The sequence below is a fragment of the Anaerolentibacter hominis genome (genome assembly GCF_032380675.1).
GTDB classification, from domain to species: domain Bacteria; phylum Bacillota; class Clostridia; order Lachnospirales; family Lachnospiraceae; genus Anaerolentibacter; species Anaerolentibacter hominis.
The window spans coordinates 94934-121199 of record NZ_JAWDIX010000001.1 but is presented as its reverse complement, the minus strand read 5'-3'; the positions used below and the strand labels follow the sequence as shown (position 1 = coordinate 121199).

Annotated in this window: 26 protein-coding genes; 11 read left to right on the top strand and 15 right to left on the bottom strand. The window is 47.7% G+C overall.

Going from position 1 to position 26266, the window contains the following annotated elements; all coding sequences use genetic code 11:
* Nucleotide 1 precedes the first annotated feature (1 nt).
* Genes ABCW47_RS00465 through ABCW47_RS00450 form a run of 4 tightly spaced genes read left to right on the top strand, consistent with a single transcriptional unit; the run spans nucleotide 2 to nucleotide 4530 of the window.
* Complete coding sequence (locus ABCW47_RS00465; protein WP_343207896.1) at nucleotides 2–562, top strand: ATP-binding protein; 561 nt, start codon at nucleotides 2–4, stop codon at nucleotides 560–562.
* A gap of 19 nt (nucleotides 563–581) precedes the next feature.
* The gene (locus tag ABCW47_RS00460; protein ID WP_343207895.1) at nucleotides 582–962 is read left to right on the top strand and encodes a (2Fe-2S) ferredoxin domain-containing protein; all 381 of its coding nucleotides are present in this window, start codon (nucleotides 582–584) and stop codon (nucleotides 960–962) included.
* Nucleotides 963–977: 15 nt separating this feature from the next.
* On the top strand, nucleotides 978–2768 hold the full coding sequence (locus ABCW47_RS00455) for an NADH-ubiquinone oxidoreductase-F iron-sulfur binding region domain-containing protein (RefSeq protein ID WP_343207894.1): 1791 nt from the start codon (nucleotides 978–980) through the stop codon (nucleotides 2766–2768).
* A gap of 10 nt (nucleotides 2769–2778) precedes the next feature.
* On the top strand, nucleotides 2779–4530 hold the full coding sequence (locus ABCW47_RS00450; protein ID WP_343207893.1) for an NADH-dependent [FeFe] hydrogenase, group A6: 1752 nt from the start codon (nucleotides 2779–2781) through the stop codon (nucleotides 4528–4530).
* Between the two features lie 58 nt (nucleotides 4531–4588).
* Here the strand turns inward: ABCW47_RS00450 and ABCW47_RS00445 are convergent, their stop codons facing one another.
* The gene (locus ABCW47_RS00445; protein WP_343207892.1) at nucleotides 4589–5164 is read right to left on the bottom strand and encodes an HdeD family acid-resistance protein; all 576 of its coding nucleotides are present in this window, start codon (nucleotides 5162–5164) and stop codon (nucleotides 4589–4591) included.
* A 163-nt stretch (nucleotides 5165–5327) separates the two neighbouring features.
* Between ABCW47_RS00445 and ABCW47_RS00440 the strand changes: the two genes are divergently transcribed.
* Nucleotides 5328–5804 carry a hypothetical protein gene (locus tag ABCW47_RS00440; protein WP_343207891.1) on the top strand — a complete coding sequence of 159 codons (477 nt, stop codon included), beginning with the start codon at nucleotides 5328–5330 and terminating at the stop codon, nucleotides 5802–5804.
* Between the two features lie 64 nt (nucleotides 5805–5868).
* Here ABCW47_RS00440 and ABCW47_RS00435 read toward each other — a convergent pair whose 3' ends face one another.
* Nucleotides 5869–6816 carry a hypothetical protein gene (locus ABCW47_RS00435; protein ID WP_343207890.1) on the bottom strand — a complete coding sequence of 316 codons (948 nt, stop codon included), beginning with the start codon at nucleotides 6814–6816 and terminating at the stop codon, nucleotides 5869–5871.
* A 308-nt stretch (nucleotides 6817–7124) separates the two neighbouring features.
* Here ABCW47_RS00435 and ABCW47_RS00430 point away from each other — a divergent pair, with 308 nt between their 5' ends.
* A complete protein-coding gene (locus tag ABCW47_RS00430; protein WP_343207889.1) occupies nucleotides 7125–7784 on the top strand; it encodes a phosphatase PAP2 family protein in 660 nt (219 codons plus the stop codon).
* 93 nt (nucleotides 7785–7877) lie between these two features.
* Here the strand turns inward: ABCW47_RS00430 and ABCW47_RS00425 are convergent, their stop codons facing one another.
* Complete coding sequence (locus ABCW47_RS00425) at nucleotides 7878–8429, bottom strand: helix-turn-helix domain-containing protein (protein ID WP_343207888.1); 552 nt, start codon at nucleotides 8427–8429, stop codon at nucleotides 7878–7880.
* 267 nt (nucleotides 8430–8696) lie between these two features.
* Between ABCW47_RS00425 and ABCW47_RS00420 the strand changes: the two genes are divergently transcribed.
* The gene (locus ABCW47_RS00420) at nucleotides 8697–9266 is read left to right on the top strand and encodes a YeeE/YedE thiosulfate transporter family protein (RefSeq protein WP_343207887.1); all 570 of its coding nucleotides are present in this window, start codon (nucleotides 8697–8699) and stop codon (nucleotides 9264–9266) included.
* 20 nt (nucleotides 9267–9286) lie between these two features.
* Nucleotides 9287–9853, top strand: coding sequence for a DUF6691 family protein (locus ABCW47_RS00415; RefSeq protein WP_343207886.1), 567 nt, complete (start codon nucleotides 9287–9289; stop codon nucleotides 9851–9853).
* A gap of 119 nt (nucleotides 9854–9972) precedes the next feature.
* On the opposite strand, the gene ABCW47_RS00410 is transcribed toward ABCW47_RS00415, so the two are convergent.
* Nucleotides 9973–10758, bottom strand: coding sequence for an alpha/beta hydrolase (locus ABCW47_RS00410; protein WP_343207885.1), 786 nt, complete (start codon nucleotides 10756–10758; stop codon nucleotides 9973–9975).
* A 310-nt stretch (nucleotides 10759–11068) separates the two neighbouring features.
* On the opposite strand from ABCW47_RS00410, the gene ABCW47_RS00405 reads away from it, so the two are divergent.
* Nucleotides 11069–12331, top strand: coding sequence for an MFS transporter (locus tag ABCW47_RS00405; RefSeq protein WP_343207884.1), 1263 nt, complete (start codon nucleotides 11069–11071; stop codon nucleotides 12329–12331).
* Complete coding sequence (locus ABCW47_RS00400) at nucleotides 12328–13584, top strand: MFS transporter (protein WP_343207883.1); 1257 nt, start codon at nucleotides 12328–12330, stop codon at nucleotides 13582–13584. Before ABCW47_RS00405 ends, ABCW47_RS00400 begins: the two co-directional genes overlap by 4 nt.
* Nucleotides 13585–13685: 101 nt before the next feature.
* On the opposite strand, the gene ABCW47_RS00395 is transcribed toward ABCW47_RS00400, so the two are convergent.
* The 7 genes from ABCW47_RS00395 to ABCW47_RS00365 are packed head-to-tail and all read right to left on the bottom strand — an operon-like array spanning nucleotide 13686 to nucleotide 21062.
* Complete coding sequence (locus ABCW47_RS00395) at nucleotides 13686–14279, bottom strand: nitroreductase family protein (RefSeq protein WP_343207882.1); 594 nt, start codon at nucleotides 14277–14279, stop codon at nucleotides 13686–13688.
* Nucleotides 14280–14300: 21 nt separating this feature from the next.
* The gene (locus ABCW47_RS00390) at nucleotides 14301–14747 is read right to left on the bottom strand and encodes a cytidine deaminase (protein WP_343209564.1); all 447 of its coding nucleotides are present in this window, start codon (nucleotides 14745–14747) and stop codon (nucleotides 14301–14303) included.
* Nucleotides 14748–14770: 23 nt separating this feature from the next.
* Nucleotides 14771–15436, bottom strand: a complete 666-nt coding sequence (locus ABCW47_RS00385) for an HAD family hydrolase (protein ID WP_343207881.1) — start codon at nucleotides 15434–15436, stop codon at nucleotides 14771–14773.
* A gap of 28 nt (nucleotides 15437–15464) precedes the next feature.
* A complete protein-coding gene (gene deoD, locus ABCW47_RS00380; RefSeq protein WP_343207880.1) occupies nucleotides 15465–16175 on the bottom strand; it encodes a purine-nucleoside phosphorylase in 711 nt (236 codons plus the stop codon).
* Nucleotides 16176–16190: 15 nt separating this feature from the next.
* Complete coding sequence (locus tag ABCW47_RS00375; RefSeq protein ID WP_343207879.1) at nucleotides 16191–17357, bottom strand: phosphopentomutase; 1167 nt, start codon at nucleotides 17355–17357, stop codon at nucleotides 16191–16193.
* A 26-nt stretch (nucleotides 17358–17383) separates the two neighbouring features.
* Nucleotides 17384–18502, bottom strand: coding sequence for an aminopeptidase (locus ABCW47_RS00370; protein WP_343207878.1), 1119 nt, complete (start codon nucleotides 18500–18502; stop codon nucleotides 17384–17386).
* Nucleotides 18503–18521: 19 nt separating this feature from the next.
* A complete protein-coding gene (locus tag ABCW47_RS00365) occupies nucleotides 18522–21062 on the bottom strand; it encodes a hypothetical protein (protein ID WP_343207877.1) in 2541 nt (846 codons plus the stop codon).
* A 202-nt stretch (nucleotides 21063–21264) separates the two neighbouring features.
* Between ABCW47_RS00365 and ABCW47_RS00360 the strand changes: the two genes are divergently transcribed.
* On the top strand, nucleotides 21265–21645 hold the full coding sequence (locus tag ABCW47_RS00360; protein WP_343207876.1) for a hypothetical protein: 381 nt from the start codon (nucleotides 21265–21267) through the stop codon (nucleotides 21643–21645).
* Between the two features lie 215 nt (nucleotides 21646–21860).
* Here ABCW47_RS00360 and atpC read toward each other — a convergent pair whose 3' ends face one another.
* The 4 genes from atpC to atpA form a co-directional block, all read right to left on the bottom strand.
* A complete protein-coding gene (gene atpC / locus ABCW47_RS00355; protein WP_343207875.1) occupies nucleotides 21861–22268 on the bottom strand; it encodes an ATP synthase F1 subunit epsilon in 408 nt (135 codons plus the stop codon).
* 17 nt (nucleotides 22269–22285) lie between these two features.
* Nucleotides 22286–23683 (bottom strand): F0F1 ATP synthase subunit beta, encoded by a 1398-nt coding sequence (gene atpD / locus ABCW47_RS00350; protein ID WP_343207874.1) that lies wholly within the window; start codon nucleotides 23681–23683, stop codon nucleotides 22286–22288.
* 125 nt (nucleotides 23684–23808) lie between these two features.
* Nucleotides 23809–24669 (bottom strand): ATP synthase F1 subunit gamma, encoded by an 861-nt coding sequence (gene atpG / locus ABCW47_RS00345; RefSeq protein WP_343207873.1) that lies wholly within the window; start codon nucleotides 24667–24669, stop codon nucleotides 23809–23811.
* Nucleotides 24670–24747: 78 nt separating this feature from the next.
* Nucleotides 24748–26262 carry a F0F1 ATP synthase subunit alpha gene (gene atpA / locus ABCW47_RS00340; protein WP_343207872.1) on the bottom strand — a complete coding sequence of 505 codons (1515 nt, stop codon included), beginning with the start codon at nucleotides 26260–26262 and terminating at the stop codon, nucleotides 24748–24750.
* Nucleotides 26263–26266 lie beyond the last annotated feature (4 nt).

The following is a 26266-nucleotide window of genomic DNA, read 5'->3' as shown; positions in this document are numbered from 1 at the left end:
TATGATGACGGAAATCTCTCTGAATATTCTGGATGTAGCGGAGAATTCGGTGCGGGCACAGGCAGATCTTGTGGAAATCATCGTTGCGGTGGACACGTCAGAGGACACATTAACAGTGACCATACGGGACAATGGATGCGGGATGACGAAGGAACAGATACAGAAAGTCATGGACCCGTTCTTCACCACCCGGACTACCAGGAAAGTAGGTCTTGGAGTGCCGTTTTTCAAGCAGGCTGCCGAAAGCACCGGCGGAAGCTTTTCCATTGAATCCGTATTAAATGCGGGGACTGTGGTGATCGCTTCTTTTACCCTGTCTCATATTGACAGGATGCCTCTTGGAGATATGACCGGCACGATCCATATGATGGTGACTATGCATCCGGAAATTGATTTTGTCTATACCTACCGGTTTGACGACAGAAGCTTCACGCTGGACACCAGGGAGTTTCGTGAGATTCTGGGGGAAGATATTTCCTTTTCTTCTCCGGATGTTTCCGCATACATAAAAGAATTTTTATCAGAAAATAAACTGGAAGTTGATCAGGGCGTCAACGTTTGAGTATAAGGAGGTAAACCCTATGAAGAGTCTTGAGGAACTTAAGGCTATACGTGAAAGAATGCAGGCACAGGTTAATATGCGTTCCGAAGATAATGAGGCCAAAACCAGAGTTGTTGTAGGTATGGCTACCTGTGGTATTGCCAGCGGGGCAAGACCGGTTCTGACCGCACTGGCAGATGCCGTTGCCGAGAAGAAGCTGGATAATGTTGTTGTAACCCAGACGGGCTGCATCGGACTTTGTCAGTATGAACCGATTGTCGAGGTTATGGAGCCCGGCAAAGAAAAAGTTACTTATATTAAAATGACTCCGGAGAAAGCACAGGAAGTGGTGGAACAGCACCTGATCCGCGGTCAGATTGTCAATAAATATACCATTAATTCTGCAAATCTCGAATCCTAAGGAGGACAAAAACATATGTATCGTTCACACGTTTTGGTTTGCGGTGGAACCGGATGTACTTCCTCAGGAAGTCTGGAAATCATGAAGACACTGCAGGAAGAAATTGATAAACAGGGTCTGACCAACGAAGTGGCTGTTGTTCAGACAGGATGTCATGGCCTCTGCGCTCTGGGTCCCATCATGATTGTTTATCCGGAAGCTGCCTTTTATTCTATGGTTAAAACGGAAGATATCCCGGAAATTGTAGAAGAACATTTATTGAAGGGTAGAATTGTTACTCGTCTGTTATACAATGAGACTGTTGAAGAAGACGGAATTAAATCCTTAAATGAAACTGCCTTCTATAAAAAACAGCACAGAATCGCACTTCGCAACTGTGGTGTCATCAATCCGGAAGTGATTGACGAGTACATAGGAACCGGCGGCTATGAGGCTCTTGGCAAGGTTCTGACAACTATGACTCCCGACGAAGTGATCCAGCTTATTCTGGACAGTGGCTTGAGAGGCCGCGGCGGCGCAGGTTTCCCGACCGGTTTAAAGTGGAAATTTGCCAGCGGCAACAGAGGACAGGTTCAGAAATATGTCTGCTGTAACGCCGATGAAGGTGATCCGGGCGCATTCATGGACCGTTCCGTTCTGGAAGGCGATCCGCATGTAGTCCTGGAGGCCATGACCATCGCTGGTTATGCAATTGGTGCTACACAGGGTTATATCTATGTACGTGCAGAGTATCCGATCGCTGTACAGCGTCTGAAAATCGCGATTGAACAGGCCAGAGAGTATGGTCTTCTGGGCCAGAATATATTTGGAACTGATTTCTGTTTTGATATTGATCTGCGTCTGGGTGCCGGCGCGTTCGTATGCGGTGAGGAAACAGCACTTATGACTTCCATTGAAGGAAACCGCGGTGAGCCTCGTCCCCGTCCGCCATTCCCGGCAGTTAAGGGCCTGTTCCAGCGTCCGACCATCTTAAATAATGTTGAGACCTACGCCAACATTCCTCAGATTATTCTGAACGGCGCTGAGTGGTTCTCCAGCATGGGAACCGAGAAGTCCAAAGGAACCAAGGTATTTGCTCTCGGCGGCAAGATCAACAACACTGGTCTTGTGGAAATCCCGATGGGTACAACCCTCCGCGAAGTAGTCGATGAAATCGGCGGCGGTATCCCTAACGGCAAGAAATTTAAAGCAGCTCAGACAGGCGGTCCGTCCGGCGGATGTATCCCTGCGGAGCATTTTGATATTCCGATTGATTACGACAACCTGATTTCCATCGGTTCCATGATGGGTTCCGGCGGTCTGATCGTTATGGATGAAGATAACTGTATGGTTGACATCGCGAAATTCTTCCTGGAATTCACCGTTGATGAATCCTGCGGTAAATGTACTCCCTGCCGTATCGGTACAAAGCGTCTCTATGAGATGTTAGACAAGATTACCAAGGGCCAGGGTACTCTGGAAGATCTGGATAAGATGGAAGAGCTCTGCTACTATATCAAGGAGAACGCACTCTGCGGTCTGGGCCAGACAGCTCCGAACCCGGTACTCTCCACACTCCGTTATTTCAGAGACGAATATGTTGCTCATGTTGTAGATAAGAAGTGTCCGGCCGGTGTTTGTAAACATCTGCTGTCCTTCACCATCGATGCTGATAAATGTAAGGGCTGTACACTATGTGCAAGAGTCTGTCCGAACGGTGCTATTGAAGGTACTGTGAAACAGCCGCATTTCATCCATCAGGAGAAATGTGTCAAGTGCGGCGCTTGTATGGAAAAATGTAGATTCGGTGCTATAACAAAAGCCTAGGAGGTAAAGTATGGAAAACGTAAATATCAAAATAAATGGTATCGATGTATCCGCGCCTGCCGGTTCTACTATTCTCCAGGCCGCCAAGATGGCTCACATCGATATCCCCACTTTATGTTATCTGAAGGATATCAATGAAATCGGCGCTTGCCGTATGTGTGTTGTTGAAGTTAAAGGTGCCAGAACTCTGGTAGCTTCCTGTGTATACCCGATCAACGACGGGATGGAAGTATGGACCAACACACCAAAGGTATTAAACTCCAGAAGAAAAACTCTGGAACTGATCCTTTCCAATCATAAAAAAGAATGTCTCTCCTGTGTGAGAAGCGGCAACTGTGAACTGCAGAAACTTTGCCGGGATTTAAAAGTAGAAGATTCTGCTTTCTATCAGGGCGAAAATGTAGAGTATCCTCTGGATACCTCCGCTGTTCATATGGTACGTGACAACAATAAATGTATCCTCTGCAGACGTTGTGTGGCTGCCTGTGCCAATGTACAGGGCATCGGAGTTATCGGCCCCAATGAGCGTGGATTTAATACCCATATCGCAAGTGCTTTCGAGATGGGGCTTGGCGAGACCAGCTGTGTATCCTGCGGTCAGTGTATCGCTGTCTGTCCGGTAGGCGCTATCTATGAGAAGGACGCAACCAGCGAAGTATTCGAAGCGATTGCAGATCCTGCGAAACATGTTCTGGTTCAGACCGCTCCTGCTGTACGTGCAGGCCTGGGCGAAGAATTCGGTTATCCGATCGGTACCAACGTAGAGGGCCAGATGGCTGCTGCGCTGCGCCGTATGGGCTTTGACGGCGTATTTGATACCGACTGGGCTGCCGACCTTACAATTCTGGAAGAGGCGCATGAATTTATCGAGAGAGTACAAAACGGCGGTGTTCTGCCGATGATTACCTCCTGTTCACCAGGATGGATCAAATATTGTGAGCATTATTTCCCGGATATGACAGAGAACTTATCTTCCTGTAAATCTCCGCATCAGATGTTCGGTGCAATGGCGAAAACCTACTATGCACAGAAGATGGGCTGGGATGCGAAGGATATTGTCATGGTAAGTATCATGCCTTGTACAGCTAAGAAATTTGAGATCGGCCGTGACGATGAGGATGCGGCAGGGGTTCCCGATGTGGATTATTCCCTGACCACCAGAGAGCTGGCCAATATGATCCGCCGTGCAGGTCTTGACTTTACTTCCCTTCCGGAAGAAAAATTCGATGATCCGATGGGCGAATCTACAGGTGCCGCTGTGATCTTCGGTGCTACCGGCGGTGTTATGGAAGCGGCATTAAGAACAGCGGTGGAAACCCTGACCGGCGAATCTCTCCCTGATCCGGAGTTCCATGAGGTCAGAGGCGTGGCAGGCGTGAAGGAAGCTACTTATCATGTTGCCGGCATGGATGTAAACGTAGCCGTTGCATCCGGTCTTAAAAACGCCAGAGAGGTGCTTGAGAAGGTGAAATCCGGTGAAGCCAATTATCACTTTATTGAGATCATGGGTTGTCCTGGCGGCTGTGTAAACGGCGGCGGTCAGCCTCAGGTTCCGGCAAGTGTCCGCAACTTCAATGATATCCGTGCCCTTCGTGCAAAAGCTCTGTATGATGCTGATGCCAGCATGCCGGTACGTAAATCTCATGAGAATGAAAGCCTGAAGAAATTATATGCAGAATTCCTGGGCGAGCCCGGAAGTCATAAAGCACATGAACTTCTTCATACGTCCTATGTAAAACGTTCCGTAAATAAATACGAATAGAACATTGAGAAGGCGTCCGGATTAATCCGGACGCCTTTTATTTTAAGCAAAGTTACTTTTAATCTTCCATCTCTATGATTTCCGTATTCTCTTTCAGCTTTTTAATCTGCCTGGATACCCACAGCAGACTTATCAGGCTCAAGACACCATCTACAGCCAGCGCAACGCCCACAAACATCATCGCCATCTTGGCGGCTTCAAAAGGATTTACAATAATAATGATGCCGAGCACCGTAGTCAGCACTGCGAAAATTACTACAACCCACCAGTTATCGTAGTGAAACCGTTTTAAGTCCAGTGCATTCTGCAGTTTAATCATACTGCTTACGATAATGAAGATTCCCAGCACTACCGGCAGGATGGAGGCGATAAAATCCGGCTTGATCAAAATGAAAATACCTGCTGCCACAGCCAGCACCCCGATCACCAGATCATACCGAAATGCAGACACAAAACTATCCTTCACAAAATAACCGATCAGACGCACGATGCCAAACACAATGGTGATCACGCCAAAGCTGTAGCAGATCGTCATCAGAGACATCTCAGGCCAGATCAGAAGTACAAGTCCAAACAGCATATAAAGAACCGCGACGACCACATAATTTTTCTTAAACGTTTTCAGAATCTCCAATTTCTTCCCTTCTTTCCTTTGTTTTCCAACTATAGACTATTTTATCACATTTTCCGCCAAATCAATAGCTAAGTCTCTCAAACTCTTCTATTTCCTTGCAGCGATTGGCTGTATGGTTTATGATAATGTTAGTCTTATCCCGTTCTAAAAGGAGAAATTCATTATGCTTGGACATTTTGGCTTTTCATATGTGGGACTGATCTATCTGCTGATGCTGTTTCTTCCCAATATGCTTTGGAGCCGCAGAAAGCCGGAGGGCTATACGTCCAAAGGTGAAAACCGGATACTGGGAATCTTAGAACAGACCGGGCAGGTTCTGACCACCTGCTGCGCCCTTATCTTTTCCGACTTTAACATAAACCCGTCCGCGGGCTGGCGCAATGTATGGCTCTTTATATCGTTTTTGATAATGCTGCTATATGAATATTGCTGGGTACGGTACTTCCGTCAGCCCACTATGGCTAATTTCTACCGGCGGATGGCGGGCATCCCGGTTCCTCTTGCCTTGCTCCCCATTGCAGCATTCCTTCTGCTGGGAATCTACGGCAACGTAATCTGGATGTTAATCAGTACTCTGATTCTGGGTATAGGCCACATCGGAATCCATATGAATCATGCCAAAGAGACAGGTGTGCTCTGATTTTACAACAGAATAATAGGCTGAAAGAAATCTTCCAGCCTATCATCTCTCAATTGTTTCTGGATCATCCAAATTCATGCCCCGGAATATTATTGTTTACAAAGGTCTTACCCTTCAGAAAATCAATCCCGGTCACTTCCAAATCTGTCACATCCGGATAGGCATTATGGTTATCCGGGAAGGTAAACGTAATGGTTTTATCTCCGCTTTCACATACTGCCTTAGTCCCATCCTCGCTCATAACGGCAGTATTCTTATCTAATACCTTCTCCTCTTTATCGGTGGCTTCGTAATACTTATAGACGATAAAGTCAAACGAAGTATCTGTCACATTTGCAATGCTGATCTGATAAAAATACTCCGGCGGCTCTTCCTCCCCGCTTGCATATCGATAGACATCGTCGTCAAAATAAATACCTTCATATAGTTTTGCTCTTTCTACCGGTTCCTTAGACGGCTGGTCGGAATCTCCTCCTGTACTTCGCACCGCTTCAAAGAAAGCACCGTCCATGCTGACAATCAAGGTATCCTGATCTTTTACATAAAAATCAGAACCGAAAAAATCTGCTCCTGCCGACACATGTACGACCTCCGATTCATTCAGGCCCAGATCTTTAAAGGTCAGCTGATTCTTGTAGTCATTTGAAAAATCTTCCCCCGCAACAGTAGTTTCTGTATAAACGGGATCACTGTGGCTTTGGTCTCCCCAGGAAAACTGTCCTTTATCATAGGTCAGAATAGTACCGATATACTTTGCTTCATCTCCGGCAGCAAAGGTTGATACCGGTGCGGTACGAACCAGCTGTGTTACCTTAAATGTTCCGTAGTACCCTTTCTCCGAATCCTCTCCGGAAGGTTTCGAATCTTCGTCATCCTGTCCGGATGACGTGTCTGGAAGCTTCGGTTCCTCCTGTTTGGGATCGTCCTTCGGCTCATCAATCTGCTTGCTGCACGCTGTTGTAAAAATCAGCAGTGCGGCTGCCATCAGAAAAGCTAATCTCTTTATTTTCATTGTTCTTCCTCCTATCTCTCATTCATAGGTATTCGCATCGGCAACGATCGAATACACGCTGTCAATACTATATTTTTATCATATCACAGGCTCAATAAAGATGCATCCAAGTTCAGTATATCTTAATATTTGTTAAAATTCCTGCAATAATACGTTATTTTGTCCCAATTCCAGCTTAAAGAATTTGCAACAACTAAGGAACCTTAAGACAATTTTCATAAATATGGTGCTTAAATTGACAAATAATATGGTAGAATATCCTTTGTACAGGCAGTCACAAAGGCCTGGATAATTATGGAGGTTCTGTTATGAAAGCTCGCAGGCAGTTTATTATTTCAGGTTTGCTGTTCTTATTATTTTTGATTTTTACCTTTCTGGTTATGAAAGTGGATGTTGCATCGGTGGGCCCTCAGAGTTCGTCTGTAGGTCTGGCATCTATGAACCAGTTTATGCACGAGAAAATAGGGGTTCATCTTATCTGGGACAAGATTACGGACTGGGTTAGCGTGATTGCACTGCTGGAGGCAGTTGGATTCGGAGCCTTTGGTCTCATGCAATTAATAAAGCGAAAAAGCTTTGCGAAAGTAGATACGGATATTTTACTGTTGGGCGCCTCTTACGCCGCAGCTGCCGCTATCTATGTTTTTTTCGAAATTTTTATTGTAAATTATCGCCCTATTCTCATGGAAGGCCAATTGGAAGCGTCCTATCCTTCCTCACATACCTTCATTGTACTATGTATTTTAGGCACCGCGATGATACAGTTCCATAGAAGAATAAAACAACCCGGATTAAGAGTTTTGATGCAGATTCTATCGGTTGTGCTGCTTACAGTAACGGTAGTCGGAAGGCTGATTTCGGGCGTGCATTGGGCTACTGATATTGCCGCTGGAATTCTACTCTCAGCTGCCCTGGTTATGTTATACTCTGCCGCTATTGAGGCTGTGAAACAGAAAAAGCTAAACTAATTATGCAAATAATAAAAACAGGCGTGCGCAGTATTTATATAATGCGCACGCCTGCTTTTTTCGGTCACTAACATTCTTCTATCTCTCATCCTTTCATTCTGATTCTTTTTCCTGTACAATCTTCATGCTTAAGCCATGTCTTTCTACCTTCACACTATATTTCAGTTCATAAGAGGGAATTCCTTTCAAAATAGCATTTTGAATTCCGCTTATTTCATTCGCTATATCTTCCTCCTGCGCGTACCATCCCAGAAATGTTGTAGGCTCTCCCCAATAAGAGGAAGCCTCACTGCTCACGCCAAATAAGGCATATTTCGGTGAATCTTTTCTTCCCTTCATTTTTTGAGAAGAAACCACTTTATAGCAGTTTACAATCACATTTTCATTGGGCGATGTAATAATAAGTTTACCTGTTATTTCGGGATTCTCTCTGCTGGTCTCTTTGGCAATTTCAGCCGCCATCAGTCCATCCAGAGATATATTCAAACGATTGGACAGTACCAACAGTTTCTCAACCTCCGGATATCCTATACCCTGTTCCCACTTGGATACTGCCTGGCGGCTCACGTCCAGAAGCTCAGCCAGATCCTCCTGGGACAGGCCTTTATCCCTTCTGATCTGTTTTAAGTTATCCGCAAAACTCATATGCATATCCCCTTTCTGTTTTCTTTTATATTATTGCACATTCTCGTATATATCTACCAACACAGGGTTGCAATCGTGCAACTTCAAGTTGCATCTAACTGATCAACCGCTGCTTATAACTTATCCTGTCTCTATCGCAGACTCAACTTCATTTTATAAAATGGGAATATTAACCTCTTATGTTTTGTGATCCTGTCACAGTATCTCATTGCGTTTCAGGTTATACTGAGCAGGCAAAATACATGAAACAGAAACGAGGTTGATTTTATGAAATGGTTTAGAAAACAAAAATGGATGGGTGCGGCTGCGCTGCTGGGCCTGACATTTTTTCTCGCTGTTCTGCTGGTAAAACCTGTAGGCGTATCCACACAGTTTTCGGTACTCAGCGGTATGATACACAGTACGGTTGACCCCTCGGTTATTGCCGAGGATGCTCAAAGGGAGTCGGGTTACAAAAGCACGAATGCCTACTATGACAAAAGTGAGGGGAAGCTGGCGGCAAATATAAAGAACCCAATGAATTACGACTTTATCTTTGTGCTGGCAATTCCGCTTGGTGCTTATGCCGCACATTTGCTGCGCAAAAAGAAAAACGGCAGCCAAATAACTGAAAATCAGCAATGCCCCATTGTCCGTAAAAGTATCTGGAGGCGGTATCTGCCGCCATTTATCGGCGGTTTCATCCTGCTGTATGGGGCGAGAATGGCTGACGGCTGTACCAGCGGTCATATGATGAGCGGTATGATGCAGGGCAGCGTCAGCGGCTATTTATTTGCCGCCGCTGTCTTTGCAGCGGCGATACCGACGGCTATTCTGGTTCACAGAAAGCAATCATAGGAGGATATAAGGAGGTAAATATGAATATTATACTGGCAATTATATTAGGCAGTCTGTTTGGCTTTGCTCTCTATCTTACAGGGGCATCCCATCCTGTAAAGCTTGTGTCTATGTTAAGGCTGCGGGATCTTTCACTTATGAAAATTATTCTCTTTGCTATTGGACTGTCCAGCGTTCTGCTCTTTGCTGCAAATGCACTGGGGATCTTTGATCTCTCCCATCTAAGCATTAAGACAGCGAACCTGGGTGTGCTTGCAGGCGGGCTGATATTCGGAGTCGGCTTCGGCTGGATCGGCTCCTGCCCCGGCACCTGTGTAGCCGCTTCCGGCGGCGGTGGTATCCGCAAGGCACTTATCACTGTGCTGGGTGGTCTGGCGGGGGCGTTCACCTTCAGCATAACTTACGGCTTTTGGAAGTCACTTGGTCTCTTTGGGACAATGGATCTCGGAAAGATGACGCTATTCACTCTGTCGGAAAAATACCCTGCGCTTCTTGGTCTCGGTTTCAGCGGACTGCTGATTACCGGTGTGCTCTTTATGACTCTTGCAGTGCTCCTGCCTGCAAATGCAAGGAAGGCAAAACAGTAACAGCCTTAGGCAGTTACTTGAGAAAGAAGCGCCAGGCTGATCGGGCAGCCTGGCGCTTCCTATTATATATTCTTATGAAAGGGCGTCAGACATTGACCCGATACCCTTTCATCATTCAATTATTTCTCGTCAAACATCCAGTCTACGATGATCGGCAGATATTTTCTCCATATCGCCCAGTCATGACCGCCCGGAAGTTCCTCATAGTGAACCGGAATCCCCAGTTTTTCACAGGTGTGCTTAAAGTCCATGTTCTGGTCATACAGGAAGTCCTCGGTGCCTACCACCTGGAACATCCTGGGCAGATCAACTCCCTCATTCTTCGCTTTCTCAAGCATATGTATGATATCATACTGACTTCCCTTATAGTTTTCTATAGATCCCCAGATATCATTCACCGGAATCCTCTGCTCCAGATCCGTGATCTGCCTTGCCATATTCAGAGCGCCTGACATGCTGGCAACTGCCTGAAAACGCTCCGGATGATTCAGAGAAATCATCATAGTTCCATAGCCGCCCATAGAAAGGCCGGCCATAAAGTTGTCCTCTTTCCTGTCGGAGAGAGGGAAGTTCCTGCGCATTGCCTGCGGCAGTTCTTCTGTCATAAAAGTATACCAGTTGGGGCCGTGTACCATATCGCAGTAAAAACTGTTCCCCACCTCAGGCATAACGACGGCAAATCCCTTCTCATCCGCAATTTTTTCAATGTTCGTACGTCTGATCCAGCAGGTAGAATCGTCATATGCCCCGTGAAGCAGGTACAGTGTCTTAAATTTCGTATCAAACGGATAGAGCGGCATCAGCTCACCGAACCGGTGGGTATCAAAAACTTCCGGAAGCAGCACATTCACATGGACTCTGGTCTGAAGAGCTGCCGATTTCATAATTACATTAAATTGTATCATATTTAACCTCCACTCCAATTATTCTAATACTATATAGTATACTTGATTATTGGTTTCCGCACAATATTTTCAGGACAATTTACCTCTTGGTTTCTGCTCTGTCAGTCATATTCCAGATGTTGAATATACTCAGCAAACAGTTTAATATTTTTCTGGAAATAAGCATATTTTCTTAAGGGTTCTTCTTGTATTTCCAGCTAAACTATACTAAAATAACACATGTGGGTTTTAACAAGGATTTAACACCAAACGCAGCCGGTTTTTATACCGGCGGTTTTCAACAGGGATGGGACATGGGGGCATACAATTTATGAAACAAACGACGAAATTAGCCAGGCAACTTACTGTTCACTATTCTTTCATTCAGGCTACTTTCTGGATGGGATTTATGTGTATTCGAGGTTTTACCACCGTCTATCTATCCGACCGGGGATTTTCCTATTCCCTGATTGGGGTTTTGGTGGCTGCCGCCTCTATTCTCTCTATTATCTTCCAGGCTGTCTTTGGGGCTGTCGCAGACCGTTCCAAGCGTCTGCCGCTGCGTTTTCTGACGGGCGGTCTTATTTTTGCATCTCTGGTCTTTGCTGTTCTTACTATGATTTATCCAGGCAATGTGATTTCAATTATATTTACACTCTTTATGATGCTGACTGCTCTGCTCTATTCACTGCAGTCGTTTTTAACGTCTCTCTCCTATGAATATATTAACCATGGAATTGATGTTAATTTCGGCCTGGCAAGAGGGATCGGTTCCATCTGCTGTGCCGGTACTTCCACCATCCTGGGATATCTGATCGTAGACTGGGGTTCTCAGTGCATTATGCCGATTCTGATACTGATGTTTACCATACTTCTGATACTGGTGCTGTTTTTCTCCATTTCACCCAAGCACCTGCACTCACGTAAAAAAATAAAGATCCGCTTTAATACTATATATCAGCAGCTCAGTGATAATTCTTTGGATCAGACAGGCTCCGGTTCCTTCGCTTTGCTGAAACGGAACAAAGATTTTACCATATTCCTGATCGCCAGCTGCCTGCTGATGACTGCTTATCAATGCATTAATACATATTTATATAACATTGCGGAAAATGTAGGCGGAAACAGCTCAACCGTAGGAAATACGCTGGCGATTGCTGCCGCCTGTGAGCTTCCGGTTATGATGTTCTTTACTGTCATCATGAAGAAGTTCTCCTGCACAAAGCTGCTTCGCTTTTCCGGTATATTTTACATTCTGAAGGCGGCTGGTATGCTGATTGCCCTAAACCCCGGAATGATCTATTTAGCCGCCATTATGCAGACAGGAAGCTTTGCCGTATTCCTGCCAGCCTCCACTCACTTTGCGAATATTCTGGTGGATTCAGGCGACAAGGTGAAGGCGCAGGCTCTGCTGAGTGCATCCACAGTCGGTTTAAGCACCACCCTTGGCAGTTTGTTCGGTGGGCAGATTATAGATACACTGGGCGTTAAGGTGCTGCTTATCATATGTGTGGCAATTGCGGCCGCCGGGTTTATACTCACCTGGTATATCACGAAAAAGGTAGAGCGCAAAGAAAGGATGGCGGCAGCATGAACACATTCCGCAGACTTGCCAAACAGCTGACACTTCACTATTCCTTTGTCCAGGCGATTTACTGGTGCTCTCACGTCTGTATCTTCAGCTTTGTGACCGTTTTCCTGAAAAGCCGTGGATTTAACAGTTCCGAGGTGGGTATCGTCATATCCATAGCTGCTGTATTATCCATTCTTCTCCAGTCTTATCTGGGCGCTCTGGTGGACCGTTCAGAGAAGATTACCGCTCACACGGTAGTCGTCTCCATCGCGGTTATTTCTATCGCCATAGTAGCGCTGGTGCTCATTCTGCCCCGCCATATTCTGACGGCCGGAATATTATACTGTATACTGCTCTGCCTTCTCTATACGATACAGCCATTTATCACGGCGATGGGCTATACCTATATCAACCACGGCATCGACGTAAACTTCGGCCTTGCAAGAGGGATCGGAAGCGCCGCCTGTGCATTCATGTCCGCAGGTATGGGTTATGTGATTGCCGTTACCAGCCCGGAAGTGACTCTTCCGGTTTTCATCTTCGGTTTCATACTTCTGATTGCCGTTACCATCTCGTTTCATCCGGCATTTAAGCACATCCACTCCGGCAAGAAGCTGATGTTCCATATGCCGGGTAATTCGGAGAGGGAGACTTCCGTAAAAGTAACACCCGGCGGGGATAAAAAAAGTATTCTCCAGTTCTTCCGGGACTATAAAATGTTCTGTTTTCTGCTGATCGGTATCGCTATCTTAAAAGCAAGTCATCAGACGCTTAACACGTATCTGATCTCCATCATCGAACGGGTGGGCGGCGACAGTTCTCACCTCGGCATGGCAGTGGGTATTGCGGCCGTTCTGGAATTGCCGGTTATGGCCTTTTCCAATGTGTTTCTGCGCCGGGTTAACTGCGGGCTGCTGTTAAAGATTTCCGCCTTCTTCTTCCTGATCAAGGCAATTCTTACCTATCAGGCATCCAGCGTGGGCATGGTCTATTTTGCCCAGTGTTTCCAGATGCTTTCCTTTGCCCTGTTTATCCCTGCGGTAACCTATTACTGTAACTGCCTTATGAAGGGCAGCGACAAGGTGAAGGGCCAGGCGCTCCTCAACGTGGCGATGGTGAGTGTATCGAATGTGATCGGTAATCTGGGCGGAGGCTTTATCCTGGACGCTTTCGGTATGAATGCAGTCTTTTATTTCTGTATTATCTGTACTGCCATCGGTGTTGCTATTTTCCTCGTAACAACCAATGAAAAGACACCGCTGCAGCACTATTAAATGAAATACAAACGGTTGACATAACAGTTTCACTGCCGCAAGGCGGTCTTAACAAAAAAACAGCGCCGCATATTGTGACGCTGTTTTTATTTGCTGCACTGTCATTTTATATAAGTCACCGGATTTCCGGTTCGAAGAAGCTCCGGCATCCCGCCCTTCTGTCTGGGATATCCCAGGGCAAGCGCGCAGCAGATTGTCTCGTCTTCCTTCATGCCCAGGTGAAGAAAGAACGCGCGGACACTCAGGTTCTCATCCAGCCAGTGAGGCTGATTAATATAGCAGCTTCCAAGGCCCAGGGAAACCGCCGCTATCATCATGTTCTCCAGGGCCACCGTACAGTCCGCCATAGCGTTGCCGTATCCCTTTCGGTTGGCAAGCACTATCAGAGTCGGCGCTCCATATGTAAAATCATATCCTTCTCTTCTGGACTTTAGGATGGTGGAACGAAGGCTTTTATACATTCCCTCCTGTATTTCCATTTTGGCAAATTCCAGCCGGGCAAGTTCTTTTAGTTCTTCTAATACCTCTTTGTTCTGAATCACAAGAATGTGGCTGGTCTGATTATTCCCTCCGCTGGGTGCACAGCGCCCCGCTTCCAGCACCGCCTGCAATTCATCCTCCGCTACCTGATCCGGCTTATACTGCCGCACGCTCCGGCGTTTCTTTATGGTTTCCAGTACTCTGTTTTCTTCCAACTTCCAGCCTCCCTCCGACTGTTATTCCGATTTCAGGTTGCCCGGTCCAAAACCCTCCGGCAGAAGGTCCCTTAAGGTGAAGATCCTGTATTCTTCCGGCGATTTGATCAGGATAATCTGAAAGGTATCCGGGTTACAGAATTCCATCATAACCTGGCGGCAGATTCCGCAGGGCGCACAGTACTCCAGAACCGGATTCTCCGACCCGTTTATTTTTTCCTCCGGCCCGCCCACGATGGCTATGGCCTTCAGATCCGTGACTCCAACAGAAACTGCTTTAAAAATAGCAGTCCGCTCTGCGCAGTTTGTCGCTCCAAACGAAGCATTTTCTATATTACATCCATGATAGATTCTGCCATTGCTGCCCTGCAGGGCAGCTCCCACACAGAAATGCGAGTAGGGCGCATATGCTTTTTTAACGGCCTCATAGGCCTCCGCAATCAATACTTTTACATTTACTTCTTCTATCGTTTCCACTCTCCTTTATACAATCAGCCATGGCTCTGTCTGTCCCGTTCCAGCAGAGGTATCACCTCCGTTAAATCATTCACACAGGCATACAGCAATTTCTCTGTCTCCTTATCCGGCCGGATCAGATCAGGAATCATAACCGGCTTCATTCCTGCCCGGCAGGCCGCCAGAATCCCCACAGGAGAATCTTCCAGCGCCATACACTGCTCCGGCCTTACTCCCAGCATTTCGCTTGCTTTCCGATAAATAGCCGGGTCCGGTTTTCTCAGGCGTACAGCCTCCGCACTTACAATCTGATCGAAATAGTCTGTCAGCCCCGCCTTCTCAAAGTAAAAATCCACCGCGTACCGATGACTTGAAGTCGCCACAATACTCAGATAACCGCGCTCCTTCAGATACCCGAGAAGTTCCATAAGGCCAGGCTTCACCGGCATCCCATTTGCTTCGATATAGTCCCATACCCAGCGGATGCGCATTTTGCGCCAGCTGTCAAAATCAACCCGACAGCCGTAATGCCGTTCGCAGGCCGCCGCGGACTGATCCACGTCCAGACCTACCATCTCCATAATCAAACTCTCCGGTATGTCTATCCCCAGCTGTTCTCCTACATGTTTCCAGCCCTCCAGCGCAAGCGCCTCCGTATCAAACATCAGGCCGTCCATATCCATAGCTACCGCTTTTATCATCCGTTTACCAAGCCTCTCCATCCCTCTGCTATGCCAGTTCCAGCGCCACTTCCATCATGTCCCGGAAGCCCTCCTGCCGTTCTTTGGAGGAAAGCGCCTCCCCTGTAAATACATGGTCGGAAATCGTCGCAATGCAGAGCGCCTTTTTCCCTGCTCTGGCCGCGTTCATATAAAGTGCCGCCGCTTCCATCTCCACCGCCAATACATTCATTCGTTTCCAGGCTTCATTGGCTTCCTTATTATCATCATAAAATGTGTCGGATGAGAGCAGATTCCCCACCTTTACGGTCAGGTTTCTAGCCTCTGCTTCCTCCACGGCCCGGCGAAGCAGACCGTAGTCCGCGATCGGGGCAAAGGTCCCCGGCAGGCGGTACTGCAGGGCATAGTTTGAGTTCGTGCAGGCTCCCATGCCGATGACCAGGTCGTGCACCTTTACATCATCCGCAATTCCCCCCGCAGAGCCGATTCTTATAATCGCATCCACATCATAAAAGTGGAACAGCTCATAGGAGTAAATCCCGATGGACGGCATCCCCATGCCGCTTCCCATGACGGATATTTCTTTGCCGTGATAGGTTCCGGTAAATCCAAGCATATTTCGCACACTGTTAAAGCACGTTACATGTTCCAGGTACTGTTCTGCGATAAACTTTGCACGCAGAGGGTCCCCCGGCATTAATACCGTCTTTGCGATGCTGCCGCTGACCGCCTCGTTGTGCGGGGTAGGTGTCATTGCCATAATCTGTTCCTCCTTTTATTGTTCTATCTCTTCCAGAAATGATTTTCCGTCCAGCTGACTGCCCACCTCAAAATAGTCGGCAATCGTCCTGCCGATATCGGCGAAGGACTCCCGGGTTCCCAGATTGATATCTTTCACCCGTTCGCCTGCCATAAGAAGAGGTGTATACTCCCTGGAATGGTCCGTAGACGGTGTGCTTGGGTCGCAGCCGTGATCTGCCGTGATCATCAAAATATCATCCGGCCTCATCCTTTTCCTGATCTCCGGCAGAAAACCATCAAAATTCGTCAGTGCCTTTGCATAGCCCTCCACGTCATTCCGATGGCCGTACAGCATATCAAAATCCACCAGATTGGTAAACAGCAGGCCGTTAAAGTCTTGATCCATATATTCCAGCGTCCGCTCAATCCCCTCCGTATTGCCGGCCGTCCTCACATACTCTGTTATTCCGCTGCCCGCAAATATATCATAGATCTTCCCCACGGATATTACATCCAGTCCGGCTTCGCTCAGCACATTAAGCGCTGTGGGTTTTCCCGGAGATAGGGAAAAGTCATGCCGTCTTGTGGTTCTGGTAAAGTTCCCGGGCTCCCCGATGAAGGGGCGGGCAATCACCCTGCCGACACCATAAGGTCCCGTACAGAGCCTTCTTGCTATTTCGCAGTACCGGTATAACTCTTCCACCGGCACCACATCCTCATGGGCCGCAATTTGAAGCACACTGTCAGCGGAGGTATAAACAATCAGTTTCCCGGTCCGGACGTGTTCCTCCCCATAGTCCCGGATTACATCTGTGCCGGAATACGGCTTATTGCACAGGATGCCTCTTCCGGTCTCATTGGCAAGCTGCTCAAGCAACTCTGCCGGAAATCCTTCCGGAAAGGTTGGAAAAGCCTTATGAGAGATCAAACCGGCGATTTCCCAGTGACCGGTTGTAGTATCTTTTCCGGCAGATTGTTCTTTCATTCTGGCAAAGGCACCTTTTGCCGCCTTCCCAGCCTGTTCCTGTCCGTCAATGGCCAACAGCCCCATCTCTTCCAGGTTGGGAATCGATAAAGACGGACTCCTGCGCACAGCATTCAGGGTATGGCTGCCCTCATCCCCATAGTTTCCTGCATCCGGCATCTCCCCGATGCCAAAGCTGTCCAGGACGATTAAAATAACTCTTTTTTTATTTTGCAAACGTTCTCACGTCCTTCCTTATATCGTTACCTCAGGTTTTCCGGATTCAGCGCCGTCAGTTCAGGAATAACAAACATTCCGTCTTTTCTCACCAGTACATCATCAAAATAGATCTCACCGCCGCCGTACTCCGGAGTCTGAATATAAACCAGATCCCAGTGGATTGCAGAATGATTTCCATTGTCTGCTTCCCCCTCGTAGCAGGAACCCGGAGTCAGATGGATCGAACCCATTATCTTTTCATCAAACAGTGTATCTTTCATCGGCTTCGTCACATATGGATTTACTCCTATGGCAAATTCCCCGATATAACGGGACCCTTCATCCGTGTCCAGGATCTGATTCAGCCTCTTAGTATCGTTGGCTCTGGCATCTACAATCTTGCCGTTTTCAAAGGTAAAAGAAATATTTTCAAAGGTAAAACCCTGGTAGACCGCCGGTGTATTGTAGCTGATCGTCCCATTGACCGAATCTCTCACCGGCGCGGTAAATACTTCCCCGTCCGGAATATTCATCTCCCCTGCACAGGCCACCGCCGGTATTCCCCTGATCGAAAAGCTCAGATCCGTTCCCTGTCCTTTCAAATGCACGCGGTCAGTCTGTTCCAGAATGCGTACCAGATGCTTCATCGCTTCCGCCATTTTAGAATAATCCAGGTTACAGACCTGAAAATAGAAATCCTCAAAGGCCTCCAGGCTGGTATTGGACAGCTGAGCCATCGAATAATTCGGATACCGTAACACTACCCATCTGGTATTCTTAACCCTCCGGTCCGTATGCACCGGTTTGTTGAAGTACCTGCTGTATAGCTCCATTTTTCCGGAGGGGACATCGGCATACTCTGACACATTGTCCGTCCCGCGTATCCCCACATAACAGTCCATCTGCTCCATCTCCCGGGATGCAAGCTCTCCCATCAGGCGAATCTGTTCCTCTGTACATCCCAGAAGTATCTCCCGCTCCACCGCAGGATCAATATAGTGGGCAAAGGGCAGGCCGCCGGCCGCGTAGACCTCCTTGATCACAGCCCTCGCCAGTTCTGCGGTGCTGGCTCCCGTGTAATTGATATATACCTTGTCACCCGGCTTTACCTTCATGGAATAACCTGTCAGGTTTTTCGCCAGTAGTTTGATTCTCTCGTCCATACGTTCCTCCTGTCCGGATTTATTTCACGTAGCTGATAAATACATTTCCCGCACGCTCAAACTGGGCCTGTGCGGCACTCAGGCGGATAATCTGGGTTCTGCCCGCCGCAGGGTCCACAAATTTAATATATTCGGTATCATATCCAATAATCAATACTGCATTCTGACCTTCTTTCAAAGCAATGACCGGACGGTCCTTCCCCACGAAATATAAGACCTCATCCAGGCTGCATCCGGTCAGGTTAACCGGCAAAGCAGACAGGTTTTCATTCAGCAGTTTCAGGGCAGAGCCCTTCTGCGCGGAAAGATCCGCAGCATCGGCAGTTACAAATTCTTTGTCCAGAATCATAGCCAGGCAGGCTCCCATGCTGGTAACACCGGAAGAGCAATACTGGGCGGCAATATTCTGGATACCATGGCGGCTTTCCCTGCCGCCTCTTTCCCATATAATCCGATTCGTTCCATCCGCCACAACTCCCATATTTTCGTCCGCCAGTGTAATTGCCTCGGCAGCTGAATCTGTGTGTCCCATAATGCTGCCCCAGGCATAGATATAATACCGTCCGGTATCGTTCTGCTGCATCTCAAGACGCAAAGTCAGATCCTCGACGATTACCGTATTCAGCGCCTTCTCCTGCTCCGGAAGCCCCTCCATCTTAAATGTTTCCGGCAGGGATAAATAATATTCGGTCAAAGCCCGGTCCGTCACTCTGGAGGAAAGCGTTACCGCTTCGCTGCCGTTCTCCGACCGGCTGATAATATATTCTGTCTTTCTCGCCTCGTAGCCGTTTCCATTCTTTTTTACGGTATTCAGAGAAACCACGTGGTCCTCCACCTGAACCCCCGCAACGTAGATCCCCTTCTTCTTATAATTCTTCAGAGTATTTCCGGCACTGTCTATAATTGCGACCTCATAGGCCGGAACTGTAACAGAACCGTCTATATTCTCCCGGATATCCTTGGTCTTCACGTAACCGATGACCATATCCGTTTCCGTCTGACCAAGGAGCACGATGTTTTCATTTTTCCTGGCGCTGAATCGATTCTGCTTGCCGGTCTCCATATCCTGCAGTATCAGCTCCGTAGACTCCTGGGCCTGCACGTTGTTCTGCCAGATGGCATACCCGCCCTCCGAAGATGCCAGAAAGCTCTCCTCCGACACGTCCGGCGCGATAATTTCACAGTCCCTGGTCGTCATATTATAGGCATAAATCTGGTGATTCACGGAGAAATAAAATATCTCCGACTTGGATACATAGGCGAACTGCTCAATCTCTTCCTTTAAAAATTGATAGGGAACGGAAACCGGGATATATACCCTCTCTTTCATCCGGTTTTCTGCCGCATAATACCGATACAGAATAACAGCCACCTTCCCTTCGTAATCCCCCCGGTTCATGTAGCCGTAAACCATAAAGTCTATGTTGCCGTCATCATCCATATTCAGGATACGGACTTCATGCTGATCATATCCCTCCCATTTATAAGTCTCCGGATTCTGATAAAAGGAAAAGACCAGCGACGCCTTATTCAGATTAAGATCATAACTCCATAAGGCATGATTCGCCACAAAACAGACTCTGCTGCCGTCCTCGCCTGCCAGGAAGGAAAAATGATCCTCATTTATAATTCCAAGCTTCAGCTCGCTTTTGGCAAGACTCGCCTGGCTGATGTCAAAGACCTCCTCCATGGTTCGTCTGTAGCTAAGCAGATACATCCGGTCCGCCGTATATTTTACTCTGAAAAATTCCTTTACCGTATACAGCTCCTGCCCGGCCGGTCCGGTTGAGGCGACCATATAATCCAGCTCAATGGAGGCTGTTTCCGGGTTCATTTCCTTTACCGCAGGTACGACAGGTGTGACTACCTCAGGCGCCATCTCCGCCCAGCTCACCAGATTCAGCTGAGAACCAATGGTAACCTCATGCAGAGACTCCGACTGGACTTTATGGTCTGGTTCCAGATAGCGGGACAGCTCCTCCGCCTTCTTCTTATCCAGCGTTTTGCTGTGAAAATCCAGGGCAAAATCAATCTTTTCTTCCAGGTGGCCATCCTCATAGTATTTCACCCGTGTATAATAATGGATCTTTTTATTCGTATCAGTTACCAGAGTAATCCGTACCGGATATTCCTCTCCTTCGGTCAGCCCGGTCTGTATCTTAATCTTCACGTACCGGTTACCATCGTCATCCTTCTCCAGGGCCAGAATCGAATCAGACTCCAGAATACTATCCCCGTCTGCGCTTCTGATCTCATAATTTACTTTCTTAGGTCTTGCAGCGGCCTCTTCCATATATACAAAAAAAGCCTGTTCCTTATCCACAGGCGTAATATTATTCCGCACCGCAGAGGCATCCAGAGCAGATGCATAGCCGTGGAGGCTGTTAATCGTCTCCTCCCCTGTTTTTATCGTAACAAGAGGAAACGATGCATCTGCCATTTCCGTAATTGTTAAATTCACGTCAAAATCCTGAGTTCCTGCCCAGAGAACCTTGTACCACAAAAAAGAAGATACTCCAAACACCAGAAAAAATACCAGAAATCTATAAATATGCTTCATTCTTTCCTCCATATCGAAGCGCTGCCATCAGTTTTATTTTTCTCAATAGGTCCGATAAAATTCATTGTACCGACTTTTTTTGCAAAGTGCAAGGGGAGAAGGGGTTTCCATAACCGCACAAAACCGGTTGTTTTGTGAAATTCTGCACTGTTTTTGCGTCCCGATCATAGAATACAATAACAAGGATTTTCAGGAGCTAATTATGTCCCAAATGGAAAAATATGCAAAGGGCAACAATTTTCCCTATGGATTCTACTGTTTTTACGGAAATGACATCGCCGATATGGAAGACGACTGGCTTTACTTTAAGAGCATGCTTCCGCTTCATCTGAGAGATCTGCAATCCTGTATAGAAAATGAATGCGATAAATTAGAATTTGCCGGAAGCGTAATATTTGATGAATATCCAGATAAAGTCACAATTCTGGGGATTGTGAAAACAGTAATTGGAAACTGCGGAACGACCGAGGACGCCGCCTATCCGGATGAACTGGTAACCTCCATGCTGTTAAATGAACTGGTATACCGCCGCTTCCGTTACCGGCACCACCAGATGCGAAACAACTACTTAAGGCAGGCCTGACAGGCACTCCCTCCCATCTGATATACATTGTTATACAGTCAGTTCAAGTACGCCTCGGCGTACTTGGAAGGAGACTGGGCTCCCACCAAGACGAATTTGTTATTTACTCACCACCTATTGAGGTGGGAGTCTTATCTACTTCCATGATAAAAAGAACAGGGTGCATTCGATACTGCAAATCCCACTCTTTGCAATATCGAACGCACCCCTCATTCTTAATTTTTATCCCTCGCAACCCTGAGTCTGATCAGAGACCGCATCAGAGCCGCGTTGGCCCGGGTAAAATCATATCCCGGGCTCTTTAAATGTCTCTCAGCCCGGATCTTTGCTTCATTTGCCCGGTTAATATCAATTTCCTCCGGCCATTCGCAGACCTCGGCCAGTATCATAACGCCCTCCGGCAAGATCTCCATAAACCCTCTGTGCAGCGCCGCTTCTCTTACATCGCCGCCATTGTGGATTCGCAGAACTCCGGGAGCCAGTATCGCCGTCAGCGGAATGTGATTCTTCAGAATCCCCAGTTCCCCTTCCGTTGTATTTAACTCTACAAAATCAGTCTCTCCTTCAAAAAAAACGCGGTCCGGAGAAATGATTTTTAATTGAAAAGATCCGTTTTCAGCCATTGCTTCCTCCCTGTGCTCTAAGCACGTTTTGTGCGGGCAAGTACATCGTCGATGCTGCCTGCATTCAGGAAATAGCTCTCCGGAATATCATCATGTTTGCCGTCCAGAATCTCTTTAAAGCCCCGGATTGTCTCAGAAATCGGCACATATTTGCCGGGCAGGCCTGTAAACTGCTCCGCCACTGAGAATGGCTGGGACAGGAATCTCTGAATCTTTCTGGCTCTTGCTACCGTAATCTTGTCCTCCTCCGACAGCTCATCCATACCCAGAATTGCAATAATATCCTGCAGTTCTTTATATTTCTGAAGTACTTCCTGCACGCCTCTGGCCACTTGATAGTGCTCTTCTCCCACCACTCTGGGATCAAGGATACGGGAAGTGGACTCCAGCGGATCAACCGCCGGGTAAATACCCAGCTCCACGATAGAACGTGACAGTACCGTCGTGGCATCCAGATGGGCAAAAGTAGTCGCCGGCGCAGGGTCCGTCAGGTCATCCGCAGGCACATAAACGGCCTGGACCGATGTGATGGAACCTTTTTTAGTAGAAGTAATACGCTCCTGCAGCGCACCCATCTCCGTCTGCAGGGTAGGCTGATAGCCTACGGCACTCGGCATACGGCCAAGCAGGGCGGAAACCTCTGAACCTGCCTGGGTAAAACGGAAAATATTATCAATAAAGAGCAGTACGTCCTTACCACCCATGTCACGGAAATACTCCGCCATAGTAAGACCGGTAAGACCTACTCTCATCCTGGCTCCCGGCGGCTCGTTCATCTGGCCGAAAACCATGGTAGTTTTGTCAATAACACCAGAATCTATCATTTCATAATAGAGATCGTTACCCTCTCTGGTACGCTCTCCAACACCCGTAAACACGGAATATCCGCCGTGCTCTGTGGCGATATTTGTAATCAGCTCCTGAATCAGCACGGTTTTACCCACGCCGGCGCCTCCGAACAGACCGATTTTACCGCCTTTCTGATAAGGACAAAGCAGATCAACTACCTTGATACCGGTCTCCAGCATCTCGGTGGAAGTGGACTGCTCCTCAAATGACGGAGCTTTTCTGTGTATTGGATGATATTCTTTTACCTTGGGAGCTTCCTTTTCATCAATGGGCTCTCCCAGAACATTAAACATACGGCCAAGGGTTTCCTCCCCGACCGGGACGGTAATCGGCGCGCCTGTAGCCACGGCTTCCATCCCGCGGACAAGTCCGTCGGTCGGTCCCATTGCGATACAGCGTACCGTATCATCACCCAGATGCTGTGCGACTTCCAGAACCAGATTTCCGCCTTCTCTGCGCTGTACATTAACCGCTTCATATATTTCAGGAAGGTGTCCTTCTTCAAACTTCACGTCGATAACCGCACTGATGATCTGAGTGATCTTACCTATATTCGTGTCTGCCATTCTTTTCGCTCACCCCTTTTACATAATGAAGAACGAAGAATGAAGAGTGAAAAACGAGAACCGATTTCCCTGTCCATTATTCATTCGCTTCTATATCTCTGCCGGTATCCTGCTGCTGTCCGCAATCAGCTTATCGCAGCTGCACCGGCCACAATTTCTGTTATCTCCTGCGTGATGGAGCTCTGTCTTGCACGATTGTACTTCAATGCCAGATCATCCATCATCTCTTCCGCGTTATTGGTCGCACTATCCATTGCCTGCATTCTGGCGCCGTTCTCACTGGCATAGGCCTCTGTCAGGCCGCCGTAGATCAGGCTGTTGATATATCCCGGAATGATCATATCCAGCGCCTCATCCGGAGCAGGCTCAAAATTCATAAAGGTCAGATGATTTCCCAGTTCTTCCTCGGAAAAATCTTCTCTGTTGATCGGCAGAAGCTTCTCCATCACCGGAATATGGCTGACCGTATTTTTAAACTCGGTATAGAGCAGATAAATTCCTCCAACCTCGCCTGAAACGTAGGCATCCAGCACCTGCTTTCCGATTGCGGCCGCATCGGAAAACAACGGCGCGTTGATTGCATCGTTATATTCTTCCCTGATCTCATATCCCCGGGAAGCCAGAATATCCCTGCCTTTTTTCCCAACGGCAAAGATCATACATTCCTCAGCGGGAATGCCGCTCTCCATCAGCAGCTTCGTTACATTGGAATTATACCCGCCTGCAAGACCCCTGTTGGAAGTAATCAGGATGACCGCCTTTTTCGGCGAAGCATTTCCCTTCAAGAAAGGATGCTCCATATTTTCAGAAAGTGCAATCATACTGGTTACAGCATGCTGCATGGCAGAAAAGTACGGCTTCGAGTTCTGCGCCCTTACCCTGGCCTTCTGCAGCTTCACAGTAGACACCAGCTTCATCGCTTTCGTAATCTGGCTGGTACTCTGTACACTTTCCTTTCTTCGTTTGATATCTCTCATTGAGGCCATATCATTTGCTCCCGTTCCTTCTTTGTTCTCACAGTACGCATGCAAAAGTCTTCTTCGCCGCGGACCGTGCTACATGATTTACAACTGCCGTGCAAACTCAGCCTTAAACTCTTCAATCGCGTGATTCAGCTGTTCTTCCGTATTCTCACTGATTATCTTTTCATCCCGAATAGAATCCGGTATCTCCGGATATTTGGTATCCAGGAATTCAAAAAACTCTTTCTCAAACTCCAGAACCTTCTCCACCGGGATATCCAGCAGATACTTTTTAACTGCCGCATAAATTATAATAACCTGGTACTGAACCGCCATCGGCTGATACTGAGGCTGTTTTAGCACCTCTCTGATTCTTTCACCCTGTGCAAGGCTTTCTCTGGTCTCATTATCCAGATCGGAGCCGAACTGGGAGAATGCCGCCAGCTCTCTGAACTGAGCCAGCTCGATACGGATTGGTCCCGCAATCTTCTTCATCGCCTTAATCTGCGCCGCACCGCCCACACGGGAGACAGAGAGACCGGCGTTAATAGCAGGACGGAAACCGGCATTAAACATCTCTGTTTCCAGATAAATCTGACCGTCTGTAATAGAAATTACATTAGTCGGAATATAGGCGGATACATCTCCCGCCTGTGTCTCAATGATCGGAAGCGCGGTCAGCGAACCGCCGCCCAGCTCGTCATTCAATCTCGCTGCACGCTCCAGCAGTCTGGAATGCAGATAAAATACATCACCGGGATAAGCCTCACGCCCCGGCGGTCTCTTCAAGAGCAGCGACAGGGTACGGTAGGCGGCTGCATGCTTGGAAAGATCATCATAGACCACCAGCACATCCTTACCGGATTCCATCCACTCTTCTCCGATTGCACAGCCGGAATACGGCGAAATATACTGCAGCGGAGCCAGTTCACTGGCTGTAGCCGCAACAACGGTAGTGTAGGCCATCGCGCCGTGCTCTTCCAGGGTAGCAACAATCGTTGCAACCGTGGATGCTTTCTGGCCGATCGCTACATAAATACAATTTACATTCTGTCCATTCTGATTAATGATCGTATCAATTGCAATTGCTGTCTTACCGGTCTGTCTGTCGCCGATAATCAGCTCACGCTGCCCTCTTCCGATCGGCACCATGGAATCAATCGCCTTGATACCGGTCTGCAGCGGCGTATCTACGGATTTTCTGGATATAACACCGGAAGCAACACGCTCAATCCGGCGGAACTTCTTGGCGTCAATCGGTCCTTTGCCGTCAATCGGCTGGCCCAGGGCATTCACGACTCGTCCCAGCATGCAGTCGCCCACCGGAACCTCAACAACTCTGCCGGTGGTTTTCACAACGTCCCCTTCACTGATGCTGACCTGGTCGCCCAGCAAAACAGCACCTACATTATCCTCTTCCAGATTCAGCACCATGCCGTAAACTTCTCCGGGAAATTCCAGCAGTTCACCCTGCATAGCCTTCTCTAATCCATGAATACGTGCAATACCATCCGCAACCTGAATGACAGTTCCCACATCAGACACTTCCAGCTTGTCGCTGTACCGTTCGATCTGCTCCTTAATCACGGAACTGATTTCCTCGGGTCTCAAATTCATGATA